The 15415-nt window shown below is 58.2% G+C and carries 9 protein-coding genes and 1 tRNA gene; 8 read left to right on the forward strand and 2 right to left on the reverse strand.

The window, feature by feature from the left end:
* Nucleotides 1-59 precede the first annotated feature (59 nt).
* A tRNA-Thr gene (locus ACSYSO_RS02180) sits at nucleotides 60-135 on the reverse strand.
* A gap of 118 nt (nucleotides 136-253) precedes the next feature.
* Here ACSYSO_RS02180 and ACSYSO_RS02185 point away from each other — a divergent pair.
* From ACSYSO_RS02185 to ACSYSO_RS02220, 8 genes are all read left to right on the forward strand, one after another.
* Nucleotides 254-1435 (forward strand): mannose-1-phosphate guanylyltransferase, encoded by a 1182-nt coding sequence (locus ACSYSO_RS02185; protein ID WP_489798991.1) that lies wholly within the window; start codon nucleotides 254-256, stop codon nucleotides 1433-1435.
* Nucleotides 1436-1565: 130 nt separating this feature from the next.
* Nucleotides 1566-3260: a glucose-6-phosphate isomerase gene (gene pgi, locus ACSYSO_RS02190; protein WP_489798989.1), complete on the forward strand. Its 1695-nt coding sequence runs from the start codon at nucleotides 1566-1568 to the stop codon at nucleotides 3258-3260.
* Nucleotides 3261-3576: 316 nt separating this feature from the next.
* Nucleotides 3577-3948, forward strand: a complete 372-nt coding sequence (rplS, locus tag ACSYSO_RS02195; RefSeq protein WP_489798987.1) for a 50S ribosomal protein L19 — start codon at nucleotides 3577-3579, stop codon at nucleotides 3946-3948.
* 2009 nt (nucleotides 3949-5957) lie between these two features.
* Nucleotides 5958-6839 (forward strand): signal peptidase I, encoded by an 882-nt coding sequence (gene lepB, locus ACSYSO_RS02200; RefSeq protein ID WP_491702043.1) that lies wholly within the window; start codon nucleotides 5958-5960, stop codon nucleotides 6837-6839.
* Nucleotides 6836-7549: a ribonuclease HII gene (gene rnhB / locus ACSYSO_RS02205; protein ID WP_491701920.1), complete on the forward strand. Its 714-nt coding sequence runs from the start codon at nucleotides 6836-6838 to the stop codon at nucleotides 7547-7549. The genes lepB and rnhB overlap by 4 nt, the downstream gene beginning before the upstream one ends.
* 98 nt (nucleotides 7550-7647) lie before the next feature.
* Complete coding sequence (locus tag ACSYSO_RS02210) at nucleotides 7648-8727, forward strand: LacI family DNA-binding transcriptional regulator (RefSeq protein ID WP_491702044.1); 1080 nt, start codon at nucleotides 7648-7650, stop codon at nucleotides 8725-8727.
* Nucleotides 8728-8878: 151 nt separating this feature from the next.
* A complete protein-coding gene (locus tag ACSYSO_RS02215; RefSeq protein ID WP_491701921.1) occupies nucleotides 8879-11554 on the forward strand; it encodes an ATP-binding cassette domain-containing protein in 2676 nt (891 codons plus the stop codon).
* 111 nt (nucleotides 11555-11665) lie between these two features.
* On the forward strand, nucleotides 11666-12466 hold the full coding sequence (locus tag ACSYSO_RS02220; RefSeq protein WP_491702045.1) for an HNH endonuclease family protein: 801 nt from the start codon (nucleotides 11666-11668) through the stop codon (nucleotides 12464-12466).
* Between the two features lie 374 nt (nucleotides 12467-12840).
* Here ACSYSO_RS02220 and ACSYSO_RS02225 read toward each other — a convergent pair whose 3' ends face one another.
* Nucleotides 12841-15237 carry a mucin-binding protein gene (locus tag ACSYSO_RS02225; protein ID WP_491701922.1) on the reverse strand — a complete coding sequence of 799 codons (2397 nt, stop codon included), beginning with the start codon at nucleotides 15235-15237 and terminating at the stop codon, nucleotides 12841-12843.
* Nucleotides 15238-15415 lie beyond the last annotated feature (178 nt).

The following is a 15415-nucleotide window of genomic DNA, read 5'->3' on the forward strand; positions in this document are numbered from 1 at the left end:
CGTAGTCTTAAACGCGTTGGAATTGAATCAATGACGTGTGGCTTCGTCGCCATGAGTCATGGAGCCGCTTGACAGAATCGAACTGTCGACCTTCTCATTACGAGTGAGACGCTCTACCAACTGAGCTAAAGCGGCAACGCCCGAGCGGCATTCGCCACCCGCGCACAAGACCACAACTATACTATGCACCTGAGATTTTCTGCACTCGCCGTGTCTTCCTCTTCTTGACAATGGTTTGCGAGACAATGGGCACATGAGTAGCGAGCATCAGCAGCACACACGGGAGAACGACCTCCAAGACTTCTACGCCATCGTGCCCGCGGGAGGCACAGGCTCTAGGCTGTGGCCGCTGAGCCGCGGTTCCAAGCCGAAATTCCTGTATGATTTGCTTGGCTCAGGGCGGACCCTGCTGCAATCCACATTCGCCCGTCTGGCGGCGCTCGCCTCTCCCGGCCACGTTGCGGTGAGTACCGGATGGCGGCATGCTGCGGCGGTGCATGAGCAGCTTCCTGATCTTGCTGCTTCCAACATGTTCGTTGAACCGGTGCCTCGTGATTCCACCGCAGCCATCGCGCTGGCCACAGCGGTCTTGGCCAGACGTCATGGCGAGCGCATCGTGGTTGGCTCCTTCGCGGCGGACCATGTCATCCGCGACACCGATTCCTTCTCAGCCTCGGTGCGTCAGGCGGTGGCCGCGGCCCGTGCCGGGTATGTCACCACCATCGGCATCTCAGCCTCGCGCCCTTCTACCGCCTTTGGGTACATTCGTCAGGGACGCGGCTTGGGGGAATCCATTCCCGACGCTCCAAACGCACGTCTGGTGGATAGCTTTGTTGAGAAGCCGGACGCTGCCACGGCTCAGGCATATCTGGCTACCGGCAAGTATCGTTGGAACGCCGGTATGTTCGTCATGCGGGCAGACGTGCTGTTGGAACGCCTTAAAGAGTACCGTCCCCACATGTATGAGGCCATTGAACGTATTGCTGATGCCTATGAACAGGCGGACGCGCAGTCGGGCCCCGAGTCTCGGCAGAGCATTGACGAAGCCATGGCCGCCTATTGGCCAGGCATTGAAAAAATCGCGTTCGACTATGCAGTGGCCGAACCGTTGAGCGCCGAGGGAGGGGTGGCGGTCATTCCCGGCGATTTTGGCTGGGATGATGTCGGCGATTTCAATTCGGTTGCTAATCTGCTTCCCAGTTCAGGTGAGAGGCGCATGAAAATTCTCGGGGATGCCGACTTGGTTGCTTCGCTTGACTGTGCCGGTGATGTGGTGGTGCCGTCCTCTGGCCGCACCGTCGCCTTGCTGGGAGTCAATGACATGGTGGTGGCGGACACTCCTGATGCGTTGCTCATTGCTCCGCGGGCGCGCGCGCAGGAGGTCAAAGACATGGTGGCTTACCTAGACCAAGAGGGCCGAGACGACATTCTGTGAGGTTCGTCTCGACCTGCGGTGTTTTCGCTGTCGGCTTTCGTGAGTAAATTGTGTGAAGGACGTTGGCGCGGACGCTGCATGTTAGTAGCAGTTACCTTGTATGACGCCGTGCCGCAACGAAAGGAACGTTATGGCTATCAATCCTCCTGTTGACGCCACGCAGACCCCACAGTGGGCCGCTTTGGAACAGCATTACCTCGATCTGCAGGACGAGGGCGTCAATCTCAAGCAGTGGTTCAAGGATGACCCGGAGCGCGTGGAAAAGCTGAGCTTCGACGCAGGAGACCTGCACTTCGACCTCTCCAAGAACCTCATCAAGCCTGAGACACTCAAGTTGTTCGCGGACTTGGCCAAGGCCGTCAAGCTCGACGAGCGCACCAAGGATATGTACTCCGGTGTGCACATCAACAACACCGAGGATCGTGCCGTGTTGCACACCGCTCTGCGCCGCCCTGCCAGTGATGAAGGCAAGTATGTGGTCGACGGTCAGGACACTGTGGCCGACGTGCGCGAGGTGCTTGAGCGTATCTACGCGTTTGCCCGTAAGGTGCGCTCCGGCGAGTGGACCGGTGTGACCGGCAAGAAGATTGAGACCGTGGTCAACATCGGCATCGGTGGCTCCGATTTGGGTCCCGTCATGGTGTACGAGGCGCTCAAGCCCTATGCTGACGCCGGCATCTCAGCACGCTATGTCTCCAACATCGACCCCAACGATATCGCTGAGAAGACGAAGGGCCTCGACCCTGAGACCACGCTCTTCATTGTTGTTTCCAAGACCTTCACCACGCTCGAGACGCTGACGAATGCCCGTGAGGCACGCACCTGGCTACTCGAGGCGCTCAAGGCTTCCGGCGCCATTGATGGCAGCGATGAGAAGAACGCTGAAGCTGTCTCCAAGCACTTCGTCGCCGTCTCCACCAACCTTGACGCCGTCGCCGAGTTCGGTATCGACCCCAACAACGCCTTCGGCTTCTGGAACTGGGTGGGTGGCCGCTACTCCGTGGAGTCCGCCGTCGGCACCTCGCTCGCCGTGGTCTTCGGCCCCGAGCGTTTCGAGGAATTCCTCGCAGGCTTCCATGAGATTGACGAATACTTCGCCAACACTCCGTTCGAGGAGAACGTCGTGGCGCTCATGGGCGTGATGAACGTGTGGTACCGCAACTTCTTCAAGGCAGCCTCCCATGCAGTGCTGCCCTACGATCAGTACCTGCACCGCTTCCCGGCCTACCTGCAGCAGCTCACGATGGAATCCAACGGCAAGTCCGTGCGCTGGGACGGCACCCCCGTCACCTCCGACACCGGCGAGATTTTCTGGGGCGAGCCCGGCACGAACGGCCAGCACGCCTTCTACCAGCTCATTCACCAGGGCACGCAGCTCATCCCTGCCGACTTCATCGCCTTTGCCAACACCCCGAACCCCGCCAAGGACAGCGGCCAGGACGTGCACGAGCTGTTCCTGGGCAACTACTTGGCCCAGACTAAGGCGCTTGCGTTCGGCAAGACCGCAGAGGAAGTGCGTGCCGAAGGCACTGCCGAGGAGATCGTGCCCGCGCGCATCTTCACCGGCAACCGACCCACCACGTCCATCTTCGGCGACGCCCTCACCCCCAAGTCGCTTGGCGAGCTGATCGCGCTTTACGAGCACATCACCTTCACTGAGGGCACCATCTGGGGTATTGACTCCTTCGATCAGTGGGGCGTGGAACTCGGCAAGCAGCTGGCGCGAGAGATCACTCCGGCCATCTCTCAGGATGACGACGCTTTGGCGGCGCAGGACGCCTCCACCCAGTCGCTTATCCGCTACTACCGTGCACACCGCAAGTAAGCGCAGCTAAGTAACACGCAATCGGCGTGAGTCGGACTCTGTCAAAGGGTTCGGCTCGCGCCGATTTTTATTTCGGCTGGGTGTGTCGCCTTGGGTAAGTATAATGTGACTCGGTTTAAGCCGGGAATTGGACTGCTGCATGGGTTCGGTTTCTTTCAGTTCAGCTGGCCTATGGCATTGCTTCAGGCGCAGCGAATCGGTGGGCTTTCGGTCAGGGTTCTGGCTGAAACGAGTTTGGGTGCGGCCGGCGTCGTTTTCCGACGATTGTCGTGCCCCGTATTTGTGCGCTGACATGCGGCAGCGACAGGTGAAAACAATGGTTAACGCTATTGAGGCATTCGATGCCAAGCACATGAAGGCCAGCGAGGACATCCCGGACTTCCGCCCGGGAGACACTGTCGAGGTCAACGTCAAGATTCAGGAGGGCAACAACTCCCGTATCCAGGCGTTCACCGGCGTGGTCATCGCCCGTCAGGGCGCCGGCGTGCGCGAGACCTTCGTGGTGCGTAAGGTCAGCTTCGGAACCGGTGTGGAACGTCGCTTCCCCCTGCACTCCCCGGTGATTGATTCCATCAAGGTAACTCGCCGTGGTCGCGTGCGTCGCGCCAAGCTGTACTACCTGCGCAACCTGCGCGGCAAGGCTGCTCGAATCGTCGAGCGCCAGGATCACACCGCTAAGAAGGCGTGAGGCACCAGCGTGTGAGTGTACGGTCGAGCTCATTGGTCGTTGCTCGCGCGTTGTGGAGCCGGGTTGTTTCCCTTGTTCGACTGTGTCGGTGGGAAGCACCCGGCTTCTGTGTTATTCTGTAAGGAATATGCACCTGCCATGTATGATATCTGGCAGCACTGGGCGCAGCGGAAGAGGGGGTTGTGTTCAGATTTGTGCATACCGTGCATGAATAAGCACTGTTTATGCATGACATGGAGTATGATGAGTCAGTGTGCGTGCAAAAGACCGCAATGTTCAGGTGAGGCGCGCACTGTTAGCTTATAGAGGAAGGGGCGCAGAAGTTGTTGAGAAGCAATGAGAGCGATGATGCCCTGCGCTCGTACCGACGAGTAGACGGAACCGATAATCGTGGCGGATGGGATGCCGTGCCTGACATAGATCGGGTTCGTCTTGAGCGGCAGCAAAGTGAGTATGCACCTTCATATCGCCAGTATGGCGGTGCTGATTATCGGCCGGCCTCAGCTCAGACTTCAAGGTACTCTGCTCCGGCCGATGTGCCTCTGCGCGATTCGTGGCGTGAAGATGAGACGCGGCGGTATGAAGGTTCGTGGCGTGCAGAAGCACCATCTGCGTATGATTCAGGCTCCTCTGCTTGGAGTGAGCGCCGGCCGGCGCCGAGCAGGGAAGTCCCTGATCTGCAGGCGTCGGATTTGCATGCACCGCTTCCCAGTGAGGGACATTCTGCTCCATACAGCTACGGTGCGGCCGATGAGTACCGTTCTCAGGAACGCTACCGTGAGACCGGGTATCGTGATGACGAGTATGGCGCAGGTCGTTACCGCGATTCTGCGCAGGCTGATGTTGATCTGGCCGCATGGCGGCATGATGGGTATCACGCCCAGCCTTCATATGACGATTCTCTTTCGTATGGCTCAAGGTACGATGCCCCGCACGTTGAGCCTTCTGGGTATGGCACCCCACATTACGGCGATTCCACGTATCGCACGTCTCGTTGGGATGATGAGCCGCGCAGTGGAGCCTATGAGCCACGGTACGGCGTGCACGATGAGTCACCGTCACGCGAACCTGCGGATTATTCGTACGCCCGCCATGAACCCGCAGAGGCTGCTTCTGATTCAGTGACGGGGCATGGCCTTTCCGACTATTATGCGGCTGACTACCATATGCCGTCAGATGCTCATGCAGACTTTCATGCTGCTCCATCGCACCGCGATGAGAGAGCGGACTATGCACCTAGTGATCGTTACCGGAACGACGTGACGCAGTATACGTCCGCTGGCAGGTATGATGACGAGAGCTCATATGATTCCCGCAACGCCTACCGGTATGGCTCGGCATATGGTTCGGGTGAGGCAGACCGCATGGAGTCGCCGTATTCCGCTGGAGCAGCACCCTCGTCCAGCGGACCGTACCTGAGCGAATCTCCTTCGACTGGCGTTTCCTACACCGGTGCCTTGCCGGTTTCCAGAGGGTATGAGGATTTCGGGCGATACCGCACCCCAGAAAGCAGCTATGATACGCATGCTGACGAGAGGGTGAGGGACTACTCGGCGTCAGATAACTACTCGCCCGACTACGCGTCATCGTATCATTACCATCCCGAATCCTATGCCTCAAGCGCTTCTTCCACGTACGAAGCACCACACGGTGCCGATCAGTACGGTGTGGACCAATATGGTACAGGCCAATACGGCGCACAGAGCCGCTATCGTGATGAACCATATGCGGCGACATATGAAGAGCCGAGCGGCTATGGTGCCGTGCCACAGTCTCACGATTACGGTCAGAGCGATGCTGCTACGGTGAGTGATGCCGCACCGGTGCTTGACCCTGTGCCGGAAGCAGCGCCACACACGCGCAATTCGGTCGGGCGCCTGCTCGGTGTGCATGATGCATACGCGGCATCACCCAACCCGCAGCCGGGCGATAGTCAAGATGCCGGCAAGCCCTCCGCCACTTCCGCTGTCAACGGCAGCGCAGCGGCACGACAGCAGGCGCCTTCTAGCATACCGTCGGCAGATCCGCAACATGGTGAAAGCGCTGCAGCAGCCTCCAGTAGTGCACCGTCATCGGCTGCCGCTGAGGTTCGCAATGCTGTGGGTGCAGCTGGCTCTGTACCCCCGTCAGGTTCTTCTCAAGGTGAAGTGCCCACTAGGGCCATCAACACGACTGTCGCTGCTGGTGAAGGGGCATCGTTGGCGAAGAGCAGTCGCCCAGAGGCAGAAATCGTCAAAGAGTCTGGCGATGTCTCAACGAAAACCGCTGACAAAGACAGGTTTACTATCAAAGACTTCATGATCTTTATCGCGTTGCCGGTGGTGCTGGTGCTGTGCGTCCGCATCTTCCTGGTCGGTGTCTACCGTGTGCCGTCCGGTTCCATGATGGATACCATCGAAATCGGAGACCATCTCATCACCAACAAATTGGCTCCCAAACTTGTCAAGCCCAAGCGAGGAGATGTGGTGGTCTTCAAAGACCCCGCGAACTGGCTGAGCGCAGAACGCGCCTCCGGTACCGACACACTCGTCAAACGCTTGATCGGCCTGCCGGGAGACACCGTGGCGTGCAAGGGCAAAGGGTCGCCGATCACCATCAATGGCAAGGCTATCGACGAGAGCGTCTACCTGAAAACAGGCGTGTCTCCCAGCGATTTTCCCTTCGAAGTCAAGGTGAAAGCCGGCAATATATTCGTGCTGGGAGACAATCGCTCGAACTCCGCCGATTCTAGGTATCATACCAATGATGGCAACAATGGTTTGGTGCCCATACGCAATATCAAGGGCGTAGGGCTGTTTACCATCTGGCCGCTTAATCGCATCGGGTCTCTCTCGTCGCATCATGAGGTGTTCAAGAGCGTGCCTGATGCCGATTCGAGAACGGGCCGATGAATGCCACGCACGTCGCGCCTACCCTGGAACTGGAACGTGAGCTGGCCGGTAGTGGTTTCGACTGTATTGTAGGGTTCGACGAGGTCGGGCGTGGGGCGCTTGCCGGCCCGGTCATGGTCGGAGCTGCGGCCATGTGGGCTTCGGACGTGATGCACGCGGATGTTCCTGAAGGTTTGGCTGACTCCAAGCTGTTGACACCGCTCCGCCGTGAGCGTATGGTGGAACCGTTGCGTTCATGGTGCGCTGCCAGTGCGGTAGGGCAGGCCAGCAACGCTGAGATCGACGATTGGGGCATCTCGACGGCACTCGGGGTGGCGGCGTTGCGTGCATTGTGTGATGTCGAGCAGCAGCTCGGCGTTGCGCCGACCCATGCTGAGCCTGCCGGGAACATTCGCATCGGCGCGATTCTCGACGGCCCGAACGATTATATTTCCGCCGCAGCGGGGACACTCATGGCACCGGTTGTGCCGGTGGCGGCCGCTGTACGAACCCAAATCAAGGCTGATCAGAGCTGTGCACTGGTTTCCGCCGCATCGGTGGTGGCGAAGGTGACTCGCGACCATCTCATGGAGCGGCTGGCCGCGAGCAGCAGAGCGTATGAGCCATATGGTTGGGAAAGCAACAAGGGGTATGGTTCGAAAGCGCATCGCGAAGCCATAGCGCGGCTGGGACCCAGCGACTTGCATAGGGTGAGCTGGCACTTGGTATGAGCGGCAGCGGCAATGGTGTTGTTCGTGGTTCGAGCGGCAACGTATCTGAGCGTGCGAGCACATCAGACAAGCGTCCCTCGATAAACAAGCGCCCTTCTATTTTTGATGTGGCTCAATTGGCGGGCGTGAGCCATCAGACGGTCTCTCGTGTCATCAATCATGCCCCGCACGTCAGCGAGGCAACGCGCCGCAAAGTGCAGCAGGCCATTGAAATGTTGGGATACCGGCCAAGCAATTCCGCACGCACGCTGGCATCAAGCCGCTCGCACACTGTTGCAGTGGTGGCGGGAGGGCTGAACCGACCTGGGGACGCATCCGTGATCGCTGCCATTGATGCGCTGGCCATGAACAATGGACTGTTCGTCACCATCGCCATGATGCGTGATGCACTATGCACACAACGTGAGTTCGAAAACCGGTGTTTTGCCTTGGAAGAGCAGAACGTAGATGCTTACATTGTGATAGCTCCCACCGATGCAATGTTTTCCGCGGCGTGCAAGATGAGATTGAGCAAGCCTCGTGTGCTGGTCACGGCTACCCACGGCGGGTTGAGCATGGCGCAGGCTGGCCGCACCATGCGCAGCGAAGAGCGTCGCCGCACTGCCATTGTGGGCGTGGATCAATGGGGTGCAGTGCGTGATGTGGCGGTGCTGCTCAACAGGCTCGGACACCGTTCCGCCTGGTATTTTGCCGGTCCGTTGCAGTGGCGAGATGCTGTCACACGTTTGGCGGCATGGCGTAAGGCGAGCGCAAGCGTGCCGATCGATTCCACCGTGGTGCAGTGCGATTCGTGGGATTCCTCCGAAGCGTATTTCAGAATGAACCACGAACTTGATGCCAGCGGATCCTCAGGCGCGGCTCGACCCACGGTTGTGGTGACCGCCAACGATGCCCAGGCGGTGGGTGTGGCGCGTGCGCTGCATGAACACGGTCTGCGTATTCCTCAAGATGTGAGCGTGGTCGGGTTTGACGACATGCTGGCCATGAACGATATGCTGCCGCCGCTTACCACGGTCAGGCCGGACTTCGAACAGCTGGGTTCCGCTGCCATGCGTGAAGCATTGCGTTTGCTTGGTGACGGTGGTGAGACAGCGTTTTCGGCGTATGCGCATGGTGCCGGCTTGGTACCGGCGAATGTGGTGCAGCGCAGGTCTTTGGGTACTGCTGCGCGAGCTTAAGCGGGTGGCGTATTTGTTGGTTCGTTCGTGCATAGTGGCATGAAAGGGTTGGCGTGATGCTCCGGGGTGTTGTATGCCACATTCCGTGTGGTGTCATGGCTAAGATGATGGGGACGGCATGCGAGTTGGTGCCTGTGTGAAAGGCTGGGAAATGATTGACAAGCGGTTATGGTCCGTCTCGAGACGAACCGGCCTTGCGGCTGCGATGAAGGTGGCGTCGCAGTGGGTGTCGCTGTTGGCGGACATAGGGTTTGTGTACGCAGTCGTAGGTTTTTTAGGTAGCTTGGTTTCTCAGATTGATCGTTCTTCTGCTTCCGCGGTGACGTTCGGCGTTATGAACAGCAGCGGAAGAGAAGCTGAAACGGGTGCCGCATTCAACGCATTTCCTGACGATATTTCGGCTTTCGTCCTGGCGTTCGTCGTGGTGATGCTGATTAAATACTGTGCGGTGCGCATTACCAGATATTGTGGTACCAAAGCCTCGGAACAGATTAAGCTCACGTTGCGCGAACAGCTGTATGCCAAGATGCTTGACCTTGGCCCTTCTTACCGTCAGCAGGTCAACGGTGCGGACGTGGTGCGCAGTGCAGGAGCGGGAATCGACGCCGTGCAGCGTGTCTTTGAGTCGTTGGTACCGCAATTATGCTTCGCTGTAGTGGCTCCGCTCACCTTGTTTGTCGTGGAACTGTCGCTTAACGCACCTGGCGCGTGGGTTGGTTTTGTGTGCGCTGTGATCGTGGTGTTGGTGGTATGGCTGATGCCGTTGCATGCCTTGGCTCCTGTAGTGATGAACGCGGTGGCATATTGTGGCGGTGCCTGTGGTATTGCCATGGCTTTCTGGCAGTATGCACAAGGCCGTATCAGCATGCCAGCCGCGCTGATTGCATCCCTGCTGTCGTGCATGTTGATTCAGCCGATTCATGGTCTGGCCTCGTGTCTGCCACTTGCTCGACAGGGCAAAAATGCCGCTGACCGTATCTTCGCATTGCTTGATGTGCAGGCGCCCAAGCGAGGCGCGCAATCCTTGCCTGGCGGTGCTGACAATGTTGAAGTGGTATTTGATGGTGTCGGTTATGACTATGACAAGGTGACGTCTCATAACGGCAGGAAGGCGAGCGTCGGTGACGAGGCAGATGAGGACGGCGCGGACGAACATGTGAACGTGGCGGCTCTGCACGATGTCAGCTTTGCGGCGAAGTCGGGCCAATTGACGGCATTGGTAGGAGACAAGGGGGCTGGCAAGAGTACCGCAGCCTTGCTTATGGCCGGCACGTATACCGGATATACCGGTTCGGTGCGTCTGAATTATTCGGTATTGGGCAGGCCTGGCCGGTGCGAAGTCAACGATGCGTCGGTGGATTCCATCGTATCCATGGTCGCTGTGGTTTCGGCTGATGATCACCTGTTTGAAGGTACACTGCGCGACAACCTGCTTATGGCCAACGCGCAGGCCGGGGCAAACGACATGTGGCTGGCGTTGAGCCGCGCTCGCATCGATGGATTCATATACCGCCAGCGAGACGGTTTGGACATGCGTATTGAATGCGGCGGGAGCAACCTGACTCCTGGGCAGCGTCAACGTATCGTTCTTGCGCGGGCTGTGCTGCGCGACAGCAAGGTGTATGTGTTCGACGACATTGCTCGCGATGTGGATTTGGAAAGCGAGCAGCTGATGCTTGCTGCCATCCGCAAGCTGGCACGCACCAAGACCGTGATCATGGTGACGCGCAAGTTGTCTGATGTGGTGGCTGCCGACCAGATTGTGGTGTTCGACGGTGGAACCGTAGCTGAAACTGGTACGCATGGTGAACTGATTGAGGCCAGAGGTCTGTACGCTACCATGTTCAGGAATCAGAGCGAAGCTGTGCAAAATAGCAGCGGCGTAGGTGACGGTTCGGCACAGGCCGCGCAGTCCGGTGCCAAGGCGAATGAGAGTGGTGATGCGTCTGGCCATACGTCGGTGCCGGCAAGCATCGATGTCGATGAGATGGGGGGCGGTTCCGCTGATGTTGGTGTTGGTGCTGGTGCTGGTGCTGACACTGATACTGACGCTGCGGTTTCCGCCGCTGCCCCCAAGCGTGGTGCCGTTAATAGATTTATGCGGGCAGTAGGTGCGTTCCTAGCAGGCACTGTGGGGCACTTGAGTGAGGTACTCCTGTTGATGAGTGGAGTGCTGGCTCTTGTCGCTCAATCAGGCCATCCGTGGTGGCAGGTGGATGCTGGAACGGCCTTGACGCTGATGGCTGTATGCGCTCTCATATGTGTGGCTATGCGCTGGCTGGGGAGCAGCAGACTTGTGCATCCGGCAGGAGTGCGGGTAAACCGTTCCGTGGCATTGGTGTCTTCCGTGGTGCTGGTGGCGGTCATGGGACTGCTAAATGTGTGGTGCGCCGTGCTGTTGGTGGTGCTGTACCTTGTCGCCGGTGTGCTGTTCCCGCGGGTGCACGACGCCAGCGTGCGTGGCATCAAGCCAAGGCTGAAACGGCATGTGAAGAATCTTGACATGGCGGTGCTGGATGATATGCAGGGATTGAATGAAATCACGCGTTTCCAGCAAGGTGAGATTCGGCTGAAGCTTCTTGCTGAACGAAGCCATAAGCTATGGCTGGAGCGCGGCCGGATGAGTCGGCGTGTTGGCATCTTCGAAGGAATGAACGCGGTGCTTGCCATGATCTCAGTACTTGGGGAATCGTTGCTCTCGCTTGTGTTCTTGCGTGCTGATGGTGCTGGTGCGGTGTCCGGCTTGCTGGTTGTCGTGCTCACCATGGCGGCGTTGAAGCCGGCGTTTGATCTGCGTTCTGTACCGGCGCGCCCTGAGGAGGAGTAAGGCGCGCTTCAGGAAGCGGTGCGTAAAATGACAAAGTCATTGTTCTAGTATATATTCATAACACTGTATAGTGGTGATGAATGGTACGAAGGACGGTGACGCATGGGGTTCATGGGATGGCATGGTGTGTTGGCGCGCCATGCATGGCATTGGCCGGGTGCGAGTGCTCAGAACGGTTCTCATTTCTCGCGGAAGCGGCTGAATGCGGGTTCTTTGCGGTTCAGGCTCATGGTGCTTTTGGCTTTGGCGGCACTCACCGGTGTCTTGATGGGCATGGCTCTGCCTCACGTAAGCAAACCTTTTGCGCAGATGACCGGGCAATATGTTGCGGTCGGCCCTGCCGCTGAAATTCTCGCCGGGCTGCGCACGGACGATATGCCGGATGCAGCCGGATACCGGCGTGAGGCGTTCGCTTACAATGCTACCGACGATGACGGCAATGGCTGTACAGTGCGTGACGATGTGCTCTCAAGAGACTTGGAAGATGTGCGGTATCGCATTGCGGGAGGTTGTGCGGTGGGGTCGGGGCGATTGAATGATCCGTATACCGGCAAGAGCATTGACTTTGTGCGAGGCAAGACCACGAGTTCTGCTGTGCAGATAGACCATGTGGTGGCATTGGAGAATGCATGGCAGTCTGGTGCGCGCGAATGGGACACCGACCGGCTGCAAGCGTTTGGCAATGACACATACAATCTGCTGGCTGTTGATGGTCCGGCCAATCAGCAGAAAGGCTCTGCCTCCGCAGCTTACTGGTTGCCTTCCCAGCATTCGTATCAGTGTGGCTATGTTGCTCGCCAGATTGGCGTGAAATCTGCATACGACCTGACTGTGACTACCCCCGAGCGTCAGGCGATGGGCGCGGTCCTCAAGCATTGCCCCAGTCAATCCATCCCGGAGTGGAGGGGCTGACGTCCCACGATCTTGTTTGAGTAGTGGTCGTGTAGTGCGTAGGAAAGTGCTCACGGAACGAGCTCATGGTGGTGTTGATACGTTCAGTAGGGACGGAAAGCAGGGTATGACGTTCTTTCGATATTGCAGTTTGTCGGATTTTCAACGTTTTTGTTTTCGGGCAAAGAGTGTTGTAGGCGGATTTGTCCCTACTGAATGAAGTGGTGTGGTTCTTATTTGACGAAGGGGTGTGTGTTTCCTGTCGGCGGGAGTTGCGTCAGTAAATTGGGAAGGCCCACATCTGCATGGTGTGGGCCTTCTGGTTATTGGCTGGGATGCCGGTGGTGTGTTGGTTGTTGGATTATTTGCTGATCCAACAACCAGCGCCTATTGCATTACTGGTTGGCTCGCTTGTTACGCAAGTGGACCAGCATGGCCGCCACGGCAAGCAGCGCCAAGGCGATGATGCTACCGAGCAATACCCCCGTGCCGCCGGTGAAGGGCATGCGGGTGATGGTCTTGTTGTAGACCACGTTCACGGTCAGGGTGCGGTCGGAGGTGTTCCGGTTGGCTGGGTCGGTGGGGTCGAAGTACACGACTTCGTAGCGGCCTGATGCGTCGTAGCCGGTGCCGTTTCCCATATTGTCGAGGCCGACGATTTTGCTGACGACCGGTGTTTTGGCGATATAGCCGGGGATGGTGGGGCTGTTGACCTCGCTCATGTTGACCAGGCCTTTACCGGTGTCGGCGGTGCGCCATGCGTTTTTGTCCCAGTTGGGTGAGCCGTCGATCTGGTCGTAGGCGACGTTGTGGATTTGGTGTTGCGTCCAGGTCACTGTCTGGGTCGCATCTGCTGGTGGGGTGTCAACCGTGTTGTGGGCGAGTTGGTAGTGGATGGTGCGTGTGGTGGTTTTAGTAATGTCTTTTTCCGGGTTGGCTTGCACATACACGTACTCGTCCTGGTCAAGGTTGTTGTCCATGTCGTAGGTGGTGTTCAACTGGAAACTGATGGTGCGTTTGCTGTCGCTGCCCGGGGCAAGCTGAACCAATCCGGCGCTCAGGCCTGCCGGGTGGTCTTTGCCGCCAAGGGTGACGGTGTATTTGGTGAGGGTGTTGGTGGCGGTGGTGCCGGAGAGTCCGGTGAAGGTTTCGCTGCGGCTGGTGTCCTCGACTCCGTCGGATGGCTGCCAGCTGGTCCCGTTGGCGGGTGTGGTGTCGCAGTCTTTGCCGCTGGTGGCGTCGGCGGTGTTGGTGTAGCAGGGTACTTGCACCACATGCACATTAATGGTTTGGGTGGCGAGTGTGTAGAAGTAGTAGACGTCGGTGGTGCCCCAACCCGTGGTGGAGCCGGCTGTTCCCGCCGCCACGATGTCACCGGCGCTGTTATATGACTTGCCGGTTTCTCCGGGGTAGGGGACGGACAGGTTGTTGGTGGCCCAGACGGTTTTGCCGCTGTTCTTGTTCGCCAGGGCAGTCAGTCCTGCAACGCTGGAGTCTGTGGTGCCCAAAGTCGAAGCGATGGTTTGCCGTTGTGCCGCGGTCAGTGAGCTCAAATCAGCGACGGTTAACGGTCGGTAACCGGCCACGTTGGTGGGTGTGGCAGGAGCGGAAGCGGTGCCCTTGACCCCAGTGATGCTATTCGCCTTACCGGTCGGATCGCCCGCGGTGGCGGCAACGGGACTCATGAGCGTACCGTCGAGGCCAAGATGGTGGGACTTCACCATCGTCTGGCCTGTTGCTGCGATAATCACCGGCTGGGTCGTGGCGACCAGTGAGGGGGTGCCGTTGGATGTATTGATCTGAGTACCGGCATCATTGAACACTTTGTAGGTAAGTGTAGATTTGACGTACTGGTCGGAGAGACTGAAGAACGGTATCAGTTCGATGGAGGTCGCGCCGCGGTGCAGGATGCCGTTGTAATAGTTGATGGTGGCTTGCACGTCGGCGTCAACATTGCTGTTAGGGGCTGCAGAATCCTTAGATTTGCGCACGTTGTTTTCGATTTCCGCGTTGGTGAGCACGGTGTCGGCGAACTTGACGGTGATGGCGCACCGGTAGCTGCCGTCGGATTGACGGGAATACATGGCCACAGTCTTGCCGGTGGCATTGGCCTGCTGCCTCAACGCGACTTGGCTGATGTTGTCGCCTGCGTTCGTCCAGCCCACGTTTCTGTTGGTGGTGGCTGGCTCGTCGAAGGTCGTGACGGCCGAGCCGAGGCTGCCTTGGATCTTGTTGTTGCGTGCGGACACATAGTAGGTTCCGAGGTTATATTTATAAAGCCAGGGGGTTATGGATTGGTTGTCGGCGCTGACTTGGAAGTTCTGCTTGACGTCGTTCTCCGGCAGGCTGCCGAGTTGGCCTCCGGTGTTGTTCATGTACGTCAGTTGGCTGTCGGATTGGATGTGCTCGTGGTATCTGATGTCGGGAATGTTGAACGTTTGTGATCCGGTGTTGTAGAGGACGTTGTCGTTGGGCAGCTGGGTGGCATCTATGAGATTGGGCAGTGCGTTGATGTGGAATCCGTAGGTGCGCACAGTTCCGTTTGCTGCGCCGTTGACATAGCTGCGCACGGACAGGGTGTTGTCGAATGGAAGGGCGCGCAATGCCGCGGCTTCGGTTGCCCAGTTGATGACCATAAGCCACGTGGCGGTGAACGAGAATGTTTCCGTGCCGATGTTGCTGCTGGTTTGCGTTACCTGCAAGGTGAGCGCATTCAGTGACTTGTCGTATTGGACGGTGCCGACTTCGTCTCCGGCGGTGTCTTTGATGGTGGCGGAACCGCCGTCGGGCAAGAGGCTTGCTTTTGCTCCGGATGGGGCGGTGGTGGTGTGGACGATGGAGGCAATGATAATCGAGTTGCCAACTGCAAGGGAGCTGGCATTGACACTGAACGAACCCTTTGCGCCGAGACGTTGATGCTCCTGTGCAGCAAGTGTTTGACTGGCGGGTTGGACGGTAGTGGTCTCACCT

It is taken from the genome of Bifidobacterium sp. ESL1130, assembly GCF_058507935.1.

Excerpts from the sequence above, each read along its gene's own strand:
- ACSYSO_RS02185 (WP_489798991.1), top strand. The coding sequence starts at position 254 with ATGAGTAGCGAGCATCAGCAGCACACACGGGAGAACGACCTCCAAGAC.
- pgi (WP_489798989.1), top strand. The coding sequence starts at position 1,566 with ATGGCTATCAATCCTCCTGTTGACGCCACGCAGACCCCACAGTGGGCC.
- rplS (WP_489798987.1), top strand. The coding sequence starts at position 3,577 with ATGGTTAACGCTATTGAGGCATTCGATGCCAAGCACATGAAGGCCAGC.
- rnhB (WP_491701920.1), top strand. The coding sequence starts at position 6,836 with ATGAATGCCACGCACGTCGCGCCTACCCTGGAACTGGAACGTGAGCTG.
- ACSYSO_RS02215 (WP_491701921.1), top strand. The coding sequence starts at position 8,879 with ATGATTGACAAGCGGTTATGGTCCGTCTCGAGACGAACCGGCCTTGCG.
- ACSYSO_RS02220 (WP_491702045.1), top strand. The coding sequence starts at position 11,666 with ATGGGATGGCATGGTGTGTTGGCGCGCCATGCATGGCATTGGCCGGGT.